The sequence below is a fragment of the uncultured Xanthomonas sp. genome (assembly GCF_964278005.1).
Lineage (GTDB): Bacteria > Pseudomonadota > Gammaproteobacteria > Xanthomonadales > Xanthomonadaceae > Xanthomonas_A > Xanthomonas_A sontii.
Window position 1 is genome coordinate 61,179 of the sequence record NZ_CAXYKF010000023.1, and the last position, 13,136, is coordinate 74,314.

Here is a 13,136-nt window from a genome sequence, read left to right on the forward strand (position 1 = left end):
CATCGCCACCGCCGTGCCCCGCGCGCAAGGACGCTAGGATGGTCTACGGAATCGCCACCCTCGATGCCCTCGAAGCCCTGTACGGCCAACCCGTCGAGCGCGCCGTACGCAAACAAATCGACCATCTGAATGCCGACTACCAAGCGTTCGTGCAAGCATCGCCGTTCGTGGTGCTGGCCTCTGCCGGTGCCGAGGGACGGGACTGTTCGCCGCGCGGCGATGCGCCGGGGTTCGTGCAGGCGCTGGATGCGCGTACGCTGGCGCTGCCGGATCGGCCGGGCAACAACCGCGTCGATACGCTGCGCAATCTGGTGCAGGATCCGCGGCTGTCGCTGTTGTTCCTGATTCCCGGCATCGGTGAAACCTTGCGCGTGAACGGCCGTGCCGAGATCCGCGTCGATCCGGACCTGCTGGCGCGGTTCGCGGTCGGCGAGCGCTTGCCGCGCAGCGTGATGGTGGTGCACATCGACGCAGCGTACTTCCACTGCGCCAAGGCGATCGTGCGCTCGCAGCTGTGGGACCCAGCGCGGCACCTGCCGCGCAATCGCCTGCCCAGCCCCGGCACCATGCACGCGCATCTGGCCGACGGCGCGTTCGACGGCGAAACCTACGACCGGGAATTGCCGCAGCGCACCCGGGACGCGCTGTACTAGCTTGACTCGATCGGTGTGCGAGTCGCGCCGCGTGCATCACGTCGCGCCGGGTTGAACTGCACGCCGCCGCGTGACGCCGCCACCGATGTCCCCGGTCATGCCACCCTGCTACGGTGCGCCCTGGTGGGATGCGGCGGCGACGCCGTTCCGGCGCGCAGCGAACGACAGGGGAGTGTGGATGCGGGAACGTGGGGAACCCTCAGGCGGTTGGGGCGAGTTGCTGCTGGTGGTAGCGGTGGCATTCGGGTTGCCGATCTACTGGAGTGCGCTGGCGGTGCTGGCGCCGGTGGTGGAGCCGTCGTTTTCCGACCCGAACCTATGGGGCATGGTGTTCTACGAGCTGCTGGTGCTGGCGTTGTTGCTGCCGACGCTGTGGTTCCGCGGCTGGACGCTGCGGGCACTGGGCCTGCAGTGGCAGGCGCGCGACATCGGCGTGGGCCTGGCGCTGTTGGCCGCCTGTGTGGTGGCGACCTATCCGTTGAATCTGTTGAACGACAGCGTGGCGGCGGAGGTGAATCCGTCGATGGACGCGATGGTGGCCGGGCCGCTGTCGGCGGGCGTGGTGGTGCTGGTCTCGCTGCTCAATCCGATCTTCGAGGAAGTGTTCGTCTGCGCCTACGTGATCCGCGCGCTGGAGCGGCGGCACAGCCCGGCGTTCGCGGTGAACGTGAGCGTGGCGATCCGCGCGTCGTACCACCTCTATCAGGGGCCGGTCGGCACCATCGCCATCGTGGTGATAGGGCTGATCCTGGGCTGGTGGGTGGCGCGCACCGGGCGGCTGTGGCCGGCGATCGTGGCGCATGCCGCGCTGGATTTGCTGGGATTGATGGTCTACGTCTGATGCGCTGGGCGCGCGCGACGGCAGGGTGACGTGCACCGGCTGGTCGCAGCGTCGGCATGCGCGAGCCCGGCCGCCCATTCCATCGACGACACGGCGTCGGCCACCATGCCTGATCACTCCAGCGCCGGTGGTCGCCCGCCCGTTGGCTGGATTCGCGGCGGCGGACTCACCGAAGCGGTCGCTGCCGTAGACAGCTTGATTCCTGAACGGGCCTGCGCTTTCGCGGCTGTACGTCACGCTTTAGAGTCGAACGACAAGGACGTGTCGCCCGCTGGACAACGGGGGAAGGTCCGGGTTCCCGCTGCTCGATCACCTCGCCCACGGCGCAGCGCCGTGCGCGGCGCGCGGCGCGCGGGTCGCAACGCTCTCAGGGGAGAAGCGGGATGGCGTCGACCGAGGATCTGCCAGAACCTCATCCATTGTTCGAGCTGCTGTCGGGCGAGATCAGCGACCGCGAACTGCGTCGCTGCCTGCGCGTGGTGCGCCTGCACCTGGGCATGGACGTGGCGTTCCTGTCGCGCTTCCGGGAAACCGACCGCGTGCTGGATCACGTGGACGGGCCGCCCGATGGGCCGATTCATGAAGGCCAGATCCTGCCGTTCGCCGATGGCTACTGCATGCGCGTGGTGCAGGGCGAGTTGCCGCAACTCATTCCGGATACCTCCCTGGTGCCGGCGGCGCAGTGCATCCCGGCGACGTGGCAGATTCCGATCGGCTCGCACATGAGCGTGCCGATCCAGGTGGGCGGGCGGATCTACGGCACGTTGTGCTGCTTCAGTTTCCTGCCGCGGCACGATCTGGGCGAGCGCGACATCGGCATGTTGCGTGCGTTCGCCGAGATCTTCGCGCTGCGCCTGCACGAGGTGGAAGCGCACAAGCTGGAACGGCAGGCGATGATCGACGAGATCGACGGCGCGCTGGCGGCGGGCGCGCCGCGCATCGTGTTCCAGCCGGTGTTCGCGCTGCAGGGGCTGCGCCTGCATGGGTTCGAGTGCCTGTCGCGTTTCGACGTCGTGCCGCAGCGTGGGCCTGCGCAGTGGTTCCAGCAGGCCGAGCTGGCCGGCGTCGGCATCCGCCTGGAGTTGCACGTGCTGGCCAAGGCGCTGGCGTATCTGCGGCGCTTCCCGCCGCAGTACCGGCTCAGCGTGAACATGTCGCCGGAACTGATCATGTCCGCGTCCCTGGCGGGGCTGCTTGGCGACGACTCCGAGGTGACGCGCCTGACCCTGGAGATCACCGAGCACGCCATCGTGCGCAACTATCAAGCGCTGGCGCAGGCGCTGGCGCCGCTGCGCGAGCGCGGCGCGCAGGTGGCGGTGGACGATGCCGGCGCCGGCTACGCCAGCATGCGTCACATCCTGCAGTTGCAGCCGGACGTCATCAAGCTCGACATGAGCATCACCCAGTGCATCCATTCCGACCGCAGCCGCCGCGCGCTGGCCAAGGGGCTGACCAACTTCGCCCACGAGATCGGCACGCGGGTGGTGGCCGAAGGTGTGGAGACGGCGCAGGAACTGGACGCGCTGCGCGAGCTGCAGGTCGACCTGGTGCAGGGCTATTTCCTGTCACGGCCGCTGTCGGAGGATGCGGCGCTGGCCCTGGCGCTGTCCGACGCCGGCTGAGCCGCGGTGCGTCGTTGCGGGCGCGGCGCGATCGATGGACAGCCTGGCCGATGCAGGCCTGCGGCCGATGCACGCGGCGTCCTCTACCACGGCACCACGCTGCCCAGATAATCCAGGTAGTGCAGGCCGCCGCGGCCGCGGGCGGCATCGATGGTGTCGAGCAGGGGCGGGATGCTGTCGTCGATGGACAGGCGCGCCTGTGGCCCGCCCATGTCGGTGCGCACCCAGCCGGGCGGCTCGGACTTGATCGCATTGGTGCCGGCCTCGTTCATGGCGGCGCAGCCCGACATGCTGCGCGAGCCTGCTTGCACGTTCGCGCTGCCGGTGGTCACCGAGCCCATCACCGTATCGATGTTGTGGCATCCGCGCCTGGAGCACGATGCGGCGCATCGGTGGCTCCGCGGCCTGTTTCTGTCCGAGTTCCGCTCGCGCGTGCCGCTGCGCTGAGTCGCACAGGCCGTTGCTGTCGGGATGCGACATCGGTACTGGTCCGCCGCCGCGGCGATGCCGCACACTTGCCGGCTCTGATCGAAGGCAGGAACAGGCGATGGCACGGCGATACGGATGGAGCGCGATGCTGGTGGGGCTGGTGGCGTTCGCCGCGGCGGCGGCCGGCCCCGCACCCGGCGAATACAGCACCAAGGAAGGCTGGGGCAGCATGCGGGTCACCGACAAGGGCGGTGCGCGCCAGTTCGACCTGTTGTCGGTCGGCGCCAACGGCCACACCTGCTCGCTGTCGGGCACGCTGCAGGGCGACAAGGCGGAGGTGAACGATGCCGGCGACGTGCCGTGCAAGCTCGCCTTCAAGCCGGTGCCGGGCGGGTTCAACGTGGCCGCGCTGACCGAGGAAAGCTGCCGCGACTATTGCGGCATGCGCGCCAGCTTCGAGGGCGACTACCTGCAGTTGCCGGCCGGCTGCACCGCCGCGGCCAGCAGCCGGCGGCGCGAGGCCTATCTGCAGGACTACCGCGGCAAGCGCTACGACAAGGCGCTGGCCGGCATGCAGGCGTTCGCAGGCGAGTGTGGCGGCTTCCTCAACTGGCTCGATCGCGACCGCTTCGCCAACGACCGCGCCATCGCGTTGCTGCGCCTGGGCCGGCCGCAGGAATGCCTGGCGACGCTGGACGGCACCCTGGCCGGCCGCAGCCGCGACGAGGCCTCGTTCCAGTCCGAACTGGAAAAGCAGAGCACCATGCTGCCGCCCAGCGACTGGGACGCCTACCTGCCGATCGCCAAGTCCACCTGGTTCAACCGCAAGCTGTGCGAGGCGGCCAGGCGCTGACAGACGCTGTGTCGGTGCGGCGCGCCGATGGCCGCTGCACCGGGGGCCGTCCGCCGCTGCGAGACGCGGCGCGGTGACCATGGATGTGCTGCGGTTGGCGTGCGACGCGAGAGACACCGAGGCCCCTGGCGCCGTCCCATGGCCCGCTGGTCGCCGGGGCGGCGTGGCGTCGCCGGTTGCCGTGGCCGCGGGCGACTGCGCATACTTCCGGCGATCAATGGCGCGTTGGACGCCCTGGAGCAAGGATGATCGATCGACTGCGACGCCTGTTGTCCCGCACCTCGCCACGCGGGGCCGATACCACCCACGAGGCTGCAGCGCCGGAGCCCGCGCCCGAGGCGCAGCCGCGCCATGCACTGCAGCAGCTGTTGCTGCAGGTGCTGCAGCGCGAGGGGCATGCGGCGACCCTGCACGACGAGGTGGTCGTGCTCGGCAACGGCCTGCAACTGCTCACCGAATTGGTGGATCTGGCCGAGCTGCGCAAGGGCGTGCGCACGGCCAGCTGCATTCGCGTGCATCACCGCAGCCTGTTCCCCGACGGGATCGTCGAGTTCCAGCATTCCATCGGCGAGGACACCGACGCGAGCCTGGCCTCGGGCTTCACGACCTGGGCGCGCACCGATCTGGTGGCGCTGTCGGAGGCGGTGGCCGCGCCGGCCGATGCGCGCTGCATGACGCTGCAGATGGAGTTCCCCGCCTCGGCCACGGCCGAGTCGGCGCTGCGGCGCACGGTGGTGCTGGGGCCGGTGGCGCACATGAATGGCGACGCCGCGCGGGCCGCGGCGGGCGAGGACACCGAACACGCGTTCTGCCCGTGCTGCCTGTTCACCAACAGCCTGGACGCCTTGATGCCGTTGCTGCAGCGGGATCAGCGCATGCTCGGGATCCGCCTGTTCGCCTCGCGCGACGCCGACGGCGAGGTCGCGGCCGATTGCCGGGTCAACGGCGAGGACTTTCCCGACGGCGTGGCCTGCCTGCGCCGTTACGCCGAGACCTGGCCAGCGCTGGGCACCATGGAATTCCGCAAGCAGTACGCGGTGGTGCGCCTGCCGGAGCCGGTGGTGTCGGACACCTCGCACTGACGCATCATCGGGCGCTGCCCGAGCGCGTGCGCAGTGTTGGGCAGCGGCGGTTTAGGCCGCCGCAGCGGCATCCGTCGGCGCGCTGGGCAGCGCCGACGCCACGATGCCGTGCAACTGCGCGGCCAGCGCCTTGCGGTCGCTGCCCGGCGCCACCGCGAGCGGTGCGTGGAAGGTCACCCTGACCACCGCGCCGGACAGGCGCAGGAAGTGCGCGACGTGCGCACCGGCCTGCATCTCGCCGTAGAAAGCGTAGGCATCGCGATCGCCGCCTTGCGCGATGGGGTGCCCGTCGACGCTGCGCACCTCCAGCGTGAACGGCTGCAGCGTCCACTGCCGCGCGCCCGGGTCGGCGCTGAGGAACAGCGAGAACAGGCTGGACTTGAACGGCGCGACGCGCTCGCCGGAGGAGGTGGTGCCCTCGGCGAACAGCACCACGTCGTGATCCGGGCGCAGTTGCGCCGCCACGGCGGCGGCCACCGCGGCCGCATCCTGGCGGCGCCGGCTGATGAACATGGTCTGCGCCAGCGCGCCGATGTGGCGCATGCCCGGCCAGCGTTCCATATCGTTCTTGGCGATGAAGCGCGCGCGCAGCAGGCTGCCCAGCACCACGATGTCGAAGTGGGAGATGTGGTTGCCGACGAACAGCGTGCCGCCCGCGTCGCGCGGCGTGCCCACCACCTCGACGCGAATGCCCAACGCGCGCCGCAGGCAGCCGAACCACAGCCGCGGCAGCACGAACGCGGCGCGGCCGCGGGTGAAGCGCATCAGCAGCCACTGCGGCGGGATCAGCAGCACGCTGGCCGCGATGCAGACGGCGAGTCGGACGATGGCGCGCACGCGGCCAGTCGGGGCGTCTGCAGCATGTCGAGGCGAAGCGGAAGGCATCGGGATCGCAGGTGAGGGCACGGTCGGCACGCGCGGCGGCGCGCCCGCGGCGATGGTAGCCGAGACGTGTGTACTTGAGCATCCACGGGCGACCTGCTGGCGGTCCGGCGTGCTGTCTGCTGCGCGCGTCGCGGCTGAAGCCGCTCCCACAGGGACTGGCGATGTGCTGGCTGGGGGCACTGTGGGGGGACTTCAGTCCCGACTGCTTTCAGGAACGGATGGCTGGCCTGCTTCGTTCGTCGCGGCTGAAGCCGCTCCTGCGAGTCAACCGCGCTCACCGAGCCATGGCAAGTGACTAGCGGTGCGCCGATGCCGCGCCTGCAGAGTCTGCTGAGGTCGCCGGCTCAGCACGCGCTGTCGCCTGTGTGCAGTCCGCACGCTGTGAGATGGCGAACGATGTCAGCGTCCAGTCATGCATGGACGCTTCCTCAACGCCGTAGATCCACGATTGGCGCAGGCCGTCGATGCAGCTGGCGATGGCGATGCTGTCGCCGGGCGCGCCCCGGTCGGGCAGCGGCAGCGCTACCGGCGCCTGGGTCGGCACGCCGTGCAGCGCACGTGCGTAGGTCAGCACCAGCGGGCCGAGTCGCTCCAGGTTCTGGGCCCGCGCCGGGCCGGCGTCCGATGGCCGATGCTGCGCCAGCCAATCGCGCACCTGGCGCCATTCGGGCGTGCCCGCGGCGTAGGTGTTGGTACTGGACACGCGCAGGCTGTCCGGCACGTCCGGCGCGGCGTAAGCCGCCAGCGGCAGCAGGGCGAGCAGCAGCGGGCCCATGCCCCATCGGGCGTGCCGGGGGCGCGTCTGCCCGTTTTCGAACGCCTCATCGCTGCACTTGTGCATCCGACCGCTCCCTGCTGGTTGCCGATGGCGCGACGATAGCACCATCGTTGGCCGTGCCTGCCCGCGTGGCCCGGGCATGTCGCCGGCCGCGCTCGCGCTCAGCGTTTGCCGGGGCGATCGGCCAATGAGGCCTGCAGCGCGGTCGCCAATGCCGCGTCGCCGCTGACCAGCGCACTCCGGCGCAATTCCAGGCCCTTGCGCCGGCCCTTCTCGGTGAGCTTCAGGCCATCCGGGTCCACGGTCAGGGTGTAGTGCACGCCGTCGATCTCCAGTGCGCGGCGCAAGGGTTTGTCGAGCGGGGTCATGCGGCGGCTCCCGTTTTCACGATGCGGCGAGGGTAGCGGGGCCAAGGTGATGGCAGGTTCTGCAGGCGTGCCGGATGAAGACGCTCAAGATCGCCACCTACAACGTCAACGGCATCCGCAGCCGCTTGCCGCAGCTGCTGCAATGGTTGCAGCGCGAGGCGCCGGACATCGTCGGGCTGCAGGAGCTCAAGAGCGTGGATGCCGGCTTTCCGCTGGCCGAGCTGCATGCCGCCGGCTACGGCGCGGTGTGGATGGGGCAGTCGAGCTGGAACGGCGTGGCGCTGCTGGCCAGGGGTTGCGATCCGGTCGAGAGCCGGCGCGGCCTGCCCGGCGATCCGCGCGACACCCAGAGCCGCTACATCGAGGCGATGGCGCACGGCGTGCTGGTCGGCTGTCTGTACCTGCCCAACGGCAATCCGCGCCCGGGTCCGAAGTTCGACTACAAGCTGGACTGGTTCGCGCGGCTGCAGCGGCATGCGCAGCACCTGGTGACGCTGCCGCATCCGGTCGCCTTGATCGGCGACTTCAACGTGGTGCCCACCGATGCGGACATCTACAACCCGGCCTCATGGCGGCGCGATGCGCTGCTGCAACCGGAAAGCCGCCAGGCCTATGCAGAACTGCTGGCGCAGGGCTGGACCGACAGCCTGCGCCAGGTGCACGGCGAGCGCCGCGTGTACACGTTCTGGGATTATTTCCGCCAGCACTGGCAGCGCGATGCCGGGCTGCGCATCGACCACCTGCTGCTGAATCCACCGCTGGCCGCGCGCCTGCGCGATGCTGGCGTGGACCGCTGGGTGCGCGACCTGCCGCATGCCAGCGACCATGCGCCGACCTGGGTCGCTCTGGGCGCGGCGCCGGCCCGCGGTGCAGCTGCGTCGCGGGCGAAGCCGAAGCGCGGTGACGCGGGCGCTGAAGGAAACACGAAGGGCGGCAAGGCGAAGAAGACCACACGCACCTCCGCATCTGGCGCGCCGTCGCGGGCGGGGAAGGCGGCAGCGCGGACCAGGGGCAAGGGTAAGACGACGGCTACGACCGCGGCGAAGTCGACGACGCCAGCGCCGGCAACAAAAAAGAAAGGCGCAACAAAAACGGCAACCGCCAAGACGCCGAAAGCGCGCAAGCCGCGCGCTGCCGCCACGGTGCCGCCGACGCCCTCGCGCGGTGGCAAACGCCGCAAACCACCCCTTCTCCCACCGGGAGAAGGTGGCGCGTAGCGCCGGATGAGGGTACGGCAGAATCGGAAAGACGCAGTTTCCCGCTATGCCGTCGGGCGGTGTGACCGACGCGGCGGCACGTGTTCCCTTACTTCAACATCTCGGTAAACGCGCGATCGGCCTCGATCACGTCCGGCAGCGCGGTGAACAGCGCGTCCAGATCCACGTCGTCCAGCAGCGGGCCGGTCACCGCCTGCCGCGCCTGCGCGTTGGCGCCGCCGTGGCGCTCCAGCGCGTCGGCGACCAGCGCCGCCTGGGCGACGACCTTCGGCATCGGCTCGCCTTCCGGTGCCTGCAGCGGCCGCGCCTGGAAGGCGATGGCGGTCTGGATCACCTGCGGCAGGTGCCAGCGCCGCGCCAGCTCGGCGCCCACTTCCGGGTAGCCGAAGCCCAGTTGCACGGTCTCGTCGGCGGCGCGGCCGCTGGACGAGGCGTCCGGGTGCAGTTGCGCGGCGTAGTCGGGCGCGCCGGTCTGGATCAGCAGTTCGCCGATGTTGTGCATCATGCCGCAGGTGAACGCGGTCTCCGCGTCCAGGCCCTTCTGCCGCGCCAGCAGCCGGCACACGCCGGCCACCTCGAAGCTGTGCAGCCAGAACGCGCGCAGGTCGAAATGCGCCGGCGCATGGAACGCGCCGGTCACCGAGGAGGCCAGCACCAGGGTGCGCAAGGTATTGAAGCCCAGGCGCAGCGCCGCGTCTTCCACCGTGGTGGAGTCGCGCGCGCCGCGAAAGCGCGCCGAATTGGCCAGCCGCAGCACCTTGGCCGCGATCACCGGGTCCCGCTCGATGTTGCGCGCCACCGCGTCCAGGCTGGTGCCCGGCGCATCGAACTGCAGGATCAGGTCCTGCGCCACCTGGGGAATGGTCGGCAGGGTGTGCAACTGGTCGAACAGCGCCTCTAGCTTCATGGGGACCCTCGGAACGAAACGGGAGGCGGCAGGACCGGAAGCCGGCCGCGCCGCCACGGTGGCGGAATGCGCGCATCCTACCGATTCGCGATGGCCGGCGTGTGGAAGACCGGTCCCGCGGCGACGGCCGCGCCCTGGTGCAGCGGAGCGCGCGGCTCAGCCGGCGGTGCGCACGCGCAGGGTCAGGCCCTTGAGGAAGTTGCGCAGCAACTGGTCGCCGCACAGGCGGAAATTCTTGTGCTCCGGCTGCCGGAACAGCGCCGACAGTTCCGGCTTGGACACCGGGAAACCGGCGGCGTCGAAAATCTGGTGCATGTCCACGTCCTTGAGCTGGAACGCCACGCGCAGCTTCTTCAGCACCACGTTGTTGGTGATGCGCGCTTCCACCGGGCGCGGCGGCAGGCTCTCGTCGCGGCCGCGGTAGTGGAACACCAGCCCGTCCAGCACATGCGCCAGCACCGCGTCGCTGCATTCGACGAAGCCGTCTTCGTCCTCCTTCTTCAGCCACGCCGGGATCTGCGCCTTGTCGATCGGGAACGCGGGATCGGCGAGGTGCGCCAGATCGACGATCTTCTGGTCGCTCAGGTCGAGCATGTAGCGGATGGAGCGCAGGATGTCGTTGTTGAGCATGGCGGGTGTGGGAGTGCGGGAGGCCCGGCGAGGGGCGCTAGTCTAGGCGCTGGCCCGCATCGGCGCGTAGACCGCGCAGGCCCGGGCCATGGCTGCGGTTCACCGAGGGTGTGCACGCAGCGCGGTTGCATCCGCGGGCGCATGCGCCATCATCGGCGCATGGACCATTCGATTCCCAAGCCGAGCGCGGTGTCCGCGCTGAATCCGCGCCAGGAGCAACTGGTGGCGCTGGTGCGCCAGCAGGGCTATGCCGAGGTGGAAGGGCTGGCGGCGCGCTTCGAGGTGACGCCGCAGACCATCCGTCGCGACCTGACCCTGCTGTGCGAGGCCGGCGTGCTGCGCCGCTACCACGGTGGGGTGAGCCTGCCGTCCAGCGTGGAGAACCTGGCCTACACGGCGCGCAAGTCGCTGCAGGCGCAGGAGAAGCGGCGCATCGCCACGCTGCTGGCGCAGCACATTCCCGACGACGCCTCGTTGTTCATCAACATCGGCACCACCAACGAGGACGTGGCGCGCGCGCTGATGGGCCACAGCGGCCTGCGCGTGATCACCAACAACCTCAACGTCGCGGTGATGATGAGCGCCAACCCCAGCTTCGAGGTGATGGTGGCCGGCGGGCGCGTGCGCGGCCGCGACCAGGGCGTCACCGGCGAGGCCACCATCGAGCTGATCCGCCAGTTCAAGGTGGACTTCGGCGTGATCGGCATCTCCGGCATCGATCCGGACGGCACCCTGCTGGATTTCGACTTCCACGAGGTGCGGGTGGCGCAGGCGATCATCGAGCACTCGCGGCAGGTGTTCCTGGCTGCCGACCACAGCAAGCTCGGCCGCAACGCCATGGTCCGGCTGGGGCCGATCGGGCGGGTGCATGCCTGGTTCACCGACCGCGCGCCGCCGGCCGAGCTGGCCGCGGTGCTGGAGGCGGCCGGCACCCGCGTGTTCGTCGCCGAGGGCGATGCGCCCGACCAGGGCGCGCCGGCGCTGGACGCGGCCGCGGACTGAACGAGGCCGGCCCGCCGCCGCCGGGGTGGCACACAGGGCGTGTGTTCGGATTGTTTCGTTAATGTTGCGTGATGTGGCGCGGTCATCGCGCCGCAGCGGCCCCGCGCGCCCGCCCGGCTGTCTTTGAGCTAAGCCGCTGGCCGGTTACGGCCGGTTTGCAGGATGCCGTCGACGCCACGCTGCAGTGCAGCGTGATATGTTCGGAAATGTTCGTTTACGATCTTTTCGTCCTCAGTTCTGCGCTCGGCCGCTGTTGCCGAGCCGGACACGACACTTCCGGGAGTCGGCTATGCGTGAGACCTACGATGTGCTGGTGGTCGGTGGCGGCATCAACGGCGTGGGCATCGCCCGCGACGCGGTGGGCCGCGGCCTGTCGGTGTGCCTGTGCGAGCGCGACGACCTGGCCGCGCATACCTCCAGCGCCAGCACCAAGCTGATCCACGGTGGCCTGCGCTACCTGGAGCAGTACGAGTTCGCCCTGGTCGGCAAGGCCCTGGCCGAGCGCGAGGTGCTGCTGCGGCTGGCCCCGCACATCATCTGGCCGCTGCGCTTCCTGCTGCCGCACCAGCCGCACCTGCGCCCGGCGTGGATGATCCGCACCGGCCTGTTCCTGTACGACCACCTCGGCCGCGGCCGCCGCACCCTGCCGGGCTCGCGGCGCCTGGCGCTGCGCACGCACCCGGTGGGCGCGCCGCTGCGCGAGGAGTTCCGCACCGGTTTCGTCTATTCCGACGCCTGGGTGCAGGACGCGCGGCTGGTGGTGCTCAATGCGATGGACGCCGCGCAGCGCGGCGCGCGCATCCTCACCCGCACCCGCTGCGTCGGCGCGCGCCGCGTCGATGGTGTGTGGCAGGTGCAACTGCAGCACGCCGACGGCCGCCGCGAGGAACTGCGCGCGCGGTCGCTGGTCAACGCCGCCGGTCCGTGGGCGGTGCAGTTCCTGGACGAGGTGGCGCACGTCGGCCACGACCACGCGCTGCGCCTGGTCAAGGGCAGCCACATCGTGGTGCCGCGGCTGTTCGAACACGACCATGCCTACATCTTCCAGCAGCCGGACCGGCGCATCGTCTTCGCCATTCCCTACGAGCAGGACTACACCCTGATCGGCACCACCGACGTCGACTACCACGCCGACCCGGCCGCACCGCGCATCGACGGCGAGGAGACGCGTTATCTGTGCGAGGCGGCCAACCGCTACTTCCGCAAGCAGATCGCCCCGGACGACGTGGTGTGGAGCTACAGCGGCGTGCGCCCGCTGCTCGACGACGAGGAGGACAACGCTGCCGAGGTCACCCGCGACTACCTGCTGGAACTGGACACGCGCGATGGTGCGGCCCTGCTCAATGTGTTCGGCGGCAAGCTCACCACCTACCGCAAGCTCGCCGAGGAGGCGGTGGACCGGCTGACCGCGCATGCCGGGCGCAAGGCGCCGGCCTGGACCGCGCACGGTGCGCCGCTGCCGGGCGGCGAGCGCAACGACATCGCCACGCTGGCGCGCGAGTTGCGCGCGGCGCGGCCGTGGCTGGCCGAGGCCACCGCGCAGCGGCTGGCACGCAACTACGGTACCCGCGCGGACACACTGCTGGGCGATGCCGCCTCGCTGCAGGACCTGGGCCAGCACTTCGGCGCCGACCTGTACCAAGCCGAGGTCGACTACCTGCGCGAGCACGAATGGGTGGTGGAGGCCGAGGACTTGCTCTGGCGGCGCAGCAAGCTCGGCCTGCGCGTGGATGCCGCCGGACGCCAGCGCCTGGTCGCCTACCTGCAACAGGCGCCCGCCACCCTGGCCGCGGCACCGGCATGATCAAAACGCTGCCGCCGGCCCGGTTCGGGCCGCGGCGGCGCGTGCACAATCGCGCTGCGCCCGGC

General features: G+C 70.3%; 15 protein-coding genes. 9 read left to right on the forward strand and 6 right to left on the reverse strand.

What is annotated here, in order from left to right:
• The first annotated feature begins 38 nt into the window (after nucleotides 1-38).
• The 3 genes from ACHWVH_RS14690 (at nucleotide 39) to ACHWVH_RS14700 (ending at nucleotide 3,116) form a co-directional block, all read left to right on the forward strand.
• Nucleotides 39-653 carry a pyridoxamine 5'-phosphate oxidase family protein gene (locus tag ACHWVH_RS14690; protein WP_394687457.1) on the forward strand — a complete coding sequence of 205 codons (615 nt, stop codon included), beginning with the start codon at nucleotides 39-41 and terminating at the stop codon, nucleotides 651-653.
• Between the two features lie 178 nt (nucleotides 654-831).
• Nucleotides 832-1,494: a CPBP family intramembrane glutamic endopeptidase gene (locus ACHWVH_RS14695; RefSeq protein ID WP_295939912.1), complete on the forward strand. Its 663-nt coding sequence runs from the start codon at nucleotides 832-834 to the stop codon at nucleotides 1,492-1,494.
• A gap of 383 nt (nucleotides 1,495-1,877) precedes the next feature.
• Complete coding sequence (locus ACHWVH_RS14700) at nucleotides 1,878-3,116, forward strand: EAL domain-containing protein (protein ID WP_394687458.1); 1,239 nt, start codon at nucleotides 1,878-1,880, stop codon at nucleotides 3,114-3,116.
• A gap of 83 nt (nucleotides 3,117-3,199) precedes the next feature.
• Here ACHWVH_RS14700 and ACHWVH_RS14705 read toward each other — a convergent pair whose 3' ends face one another.
• On the reverse strand, nucleotides 3,200-3,388 hold the full coding sequence (locus ACHWVH_RS14705) for a hypothetical protein (RefSeq protein ID WP_394687459.1): 189 nt from the start codon (nucleotides 3,386-3,388) through the stop codon (nucleotides 3,200-3,202).
• On the opposite strand from ACHWVH_RS14705, the gene ACHWVH_RS14710 reads away from it, so the two are divergent.
• The 3 genes from ACHWVH_RS14710 (at nucleotide 3,387) to ACHWVH_RS14720 (ending at nucleotide 5,480) form a co-directional block, all read left to right on the forward strand.
• Nucleotides 3,387-3,563: a hypothetical protein gene (locus ACHWVH_RS14710; RefSeq protein ID WP_017916390.1), complete on the forward strand. Its 177-nt coding sequence runs from the start codon at nucleotides 3,387-3,389 to the stop codon at nucleotides 3,561-3,563. The genes ACHWVH_RS14705 and ACHWVH_RS14710 overlap by 2 nt on opposite strands.
• Nucleotides 3,564-3,663: 100 nt before the next feature.
• Nucleotides 3,664-4,398 (forward strand): hypothetical protein, encoded by a 735-nt coding sequence (locus ACHWVH_RS14715; RefSeq protein WP_394687460.1) that lies wholly within the window; start codon nucleotides 3,664-3,666, stop codon nucleotides 4,396-4,398.
• A 245-nt stretch (nucleotides 4,399-4,643) separates the two neighbouring features.
• Nucleotides 4,644-5,480, forward strand: coding sequence for a DUF6348 family protein (locus ACHWVH_RS14720; protein WP_394687461.1), 837 nt, complete (start codon nucleotides 4,644-4,646; stop codon nucleotides 5,478-5,480).
• A gap of 51 nt (nucleotides 5,481-5,531) precedes the next feature.
• On the opposite strand, the gene ACHWVH_RS14725 is transcribed toward ACHWVH_RS14720, so the two are convergent.
• The 3 genes from ACHWVH_RS14725 to ACHWVH_RS14735 form a co-directional block, all read right to left on the reverse strand.
• Nucleotides 5,532-6,317: a lysophospholipid acyltransferase family protein gene (locus tag ACHWVH_RS14725; protein WP_394687462.1), complete on the reverse strand. Its 786-nt coding sequence runs from the start codon at nucleotides 6,315-6,317 to the stop codon at nucleotides 5,532-5,534.
• A gap of 343 nt (nucleotides 6,318-6,660) precedes the next feature.
• The gene (locus tag ACHWVH_RS14730; RefSeq protein WP_394687463.1) at nucleotides 6,661-7,206 is read right to left on the reverse strand and encodes a hypothetical protein; all 546 of its coding nucleotides are present in this window, start codon (nucleotides 7,204-7,206) and stop codon (nucleotides 6,661-6,663) included.
• 98 nt (nucleotides 7,207-7,304) lie between these two features.
• A complete protein-coding gene (locus tag ACHWVH_RS14735) occupies nucleotides 7,305-7,511 on the reverse strand; it encodes a hypothetical protein (protein WP_394687464.1) in 207 nt (68 codons plus the stop codon).
• Nucleotides 7,512-7,585: 74 nt separating this feature from the next.
• On the opposite strand from ACHWVH_RS14735, the gene ACHWVH_RS14740 reads away from it, so the two are divergent.
• On the forward strand, nucleotides 7,586-8,728 hold the full coding sequence (locus ACHWVH_RS14740) for an exodeoxyribonuclease III (protein ID WP_394687465.1): 1,143 nt from the start codon (nucleotides 7,586-7,588) through the stop codon (nucleotides 8,726-8,728).
• 88 nt (nucleotides 8,729-8,816) lie between these two features.
• Here the strand turns inward: ACHWVH_RS14740 and ACHWVH_RS14745 are convergent, their stop codons facing one another.
• Nucleotides 8,817-9,635: an HDOD domain-containing protein gene (locus ACHWVH_RS14745; RefSeq protein WP_267100198.1), complete on the reverse strand. Its 819-nt coding sequence runs from the start codon at nucleotides 9,633-9,635 to the stop codon at nucleotides 8,817-8,819.
• Nucleotides 9,636-9,791: 156 nt separating this feature from the next.
• On the reverse strand, nucleotides 9,792-10,265 hold the full coding sequence (locus ACHWVH_RS14750; RefSeq protein WP_152238671.1) for a DUF1456 family protein: 474 nt from the start codon (nucleotides 10,263-10,265) through the stop codon (nucleotides 9,792-9,794).
• A 141-nt stretch (nucleotides 10,266-10,406) separates the two neighbouring features.
• Here ACHWVH_RS14750 and ACHWVH_RS14755 point away from each other — a divergent pair, with 141 nt between their 5' ends.
• Both ACHWVH_RS14755 and glpD read left to right on the forward strand, forming a co-directional pair.
• Nucleotides 10,407-11,267: a DeoR family transcriptional regulator gene (locus ACHWVH_RS14755; RefSeq protein WP_343229596.1), complete on the forward strand. Its 861-nt coding sequence runs from the start codon at nucleotides 10,407-10,409 to the stop codon at nucleotides 11,265-11,267.
• Nucleotides 11,268-11,556: 289 nt separating this feature from the next.
• Nucleotides 11,557-13,071: a glycerol-3-phosphate dehydrogenase gene (glpD, locus tag ACHWVH_RS14760; RefSeq protein WP_394687466.1), complete on the forward strand. Its 1,515-nt coding sequence runs from the start codon at nucleotides 11,557-11,559 to the stop codon at nucleotides 13,069-13,071.
• The last annotated feature ends 65 nt before the right edge of the window (nucleotides 13,072-13,136 follow it).

Coding starts and splice junctions, on each gene's coding strand:
- ACHWVH_RS14690 (WP_394687457.1), top strand. CDS start 39: ATGGTCTACGGAATCGCCACCCTCGATGCCCTCGAAGCCCTGTACGGC.
- ACHWVH_RS14695 (WP_295939912.1), top strand. CDS start 832: ATGCGGGAACGTGGGGAACCCTCAGGCGGTTGGGGCGAGTTGCTGCTG.
- ACHWVH_RS14700 (WP_394687458.1), top strand. CDS start 1,878: ATGGCGTCGACCGAGGATCTGCCAGAACCTCATCCATTGTTCGAGCTG.
- ACHWVH_RS14710 (WP_017916390.1), top strand. CDS start 3,387: ATGGCGGCGCAGCCCGACATGCTGCGCGAGCCTGCTTGCACGTTCGCG.
- ACHWVH_RS14705 (WP_394687459.1), bottom strand. CDS start 3,388: ATGAACGAGGCCGGCACCAATGCGATCAAGTCCGAGCCGCCCGGCTGG.
- ACHWVH_RS14715 (WP_394687460.1), top strand. CDS start 3,664: ATGGCACGGCGATACGGATGGAGCGCGATGCTGGTGGGGCTGGTGGCG.
- ACHWVH_RS14720 (WP_394687461.1), top strand. CDS start 4,644: ATGATCGATCGACTGCGACGCCTGTTGTCCCGCACCTCGCCACGCGGG.
- ACHWVH_RS14730 (WP_394687463.1), bottom strand. CDS start 7,206: ATGCACAAGTGCAGCGATGAGGCGTTCGAAAACGGGCAGACGCGCCCC.
- ACHWVH_RS14735 (WP_394687464.1), bottom strand. CDS start 7,511: ATGACCCCGCTCGACAAACCCTTGCGCCGCGCACTGGAGATCGACGGC.
- ACHWVH_RS14740 (WP_394687465.1), top strand. CDS start 7,586: ATGAAGACGCTCAAGATCGCCACCTACAACGTCAACGGCATCCGCAGC.
- ACHWVH_RS14745 (WP_267100198.1), bottom strand. CDS start 9,635: ATGAAGCTAGAGGCGCTGTTCGACCAGTTGCACACCCTGCCGACCATT.
- ACHWVH_RS14750 (WP_152238671.1), bottom strand. CDS start 10,265: ATGCTCAACAACGACATCCTGCGCTCCATCCGCTACATGCTCGACCTG.
- ACHWVH_RS14755 (WP_343229596.1), top strand. CDS start 10,407: ATGCGCCATCATCGGCGCATGGACCATTCGATTCCCAAGCCGAGCGCG.
- glpD (WP_394687466.1), top strand. CDS start 11,557: ATGCGTGAGACCTACGATGTGCTGGTGGTCGGTGGCGGCATCAACGGC.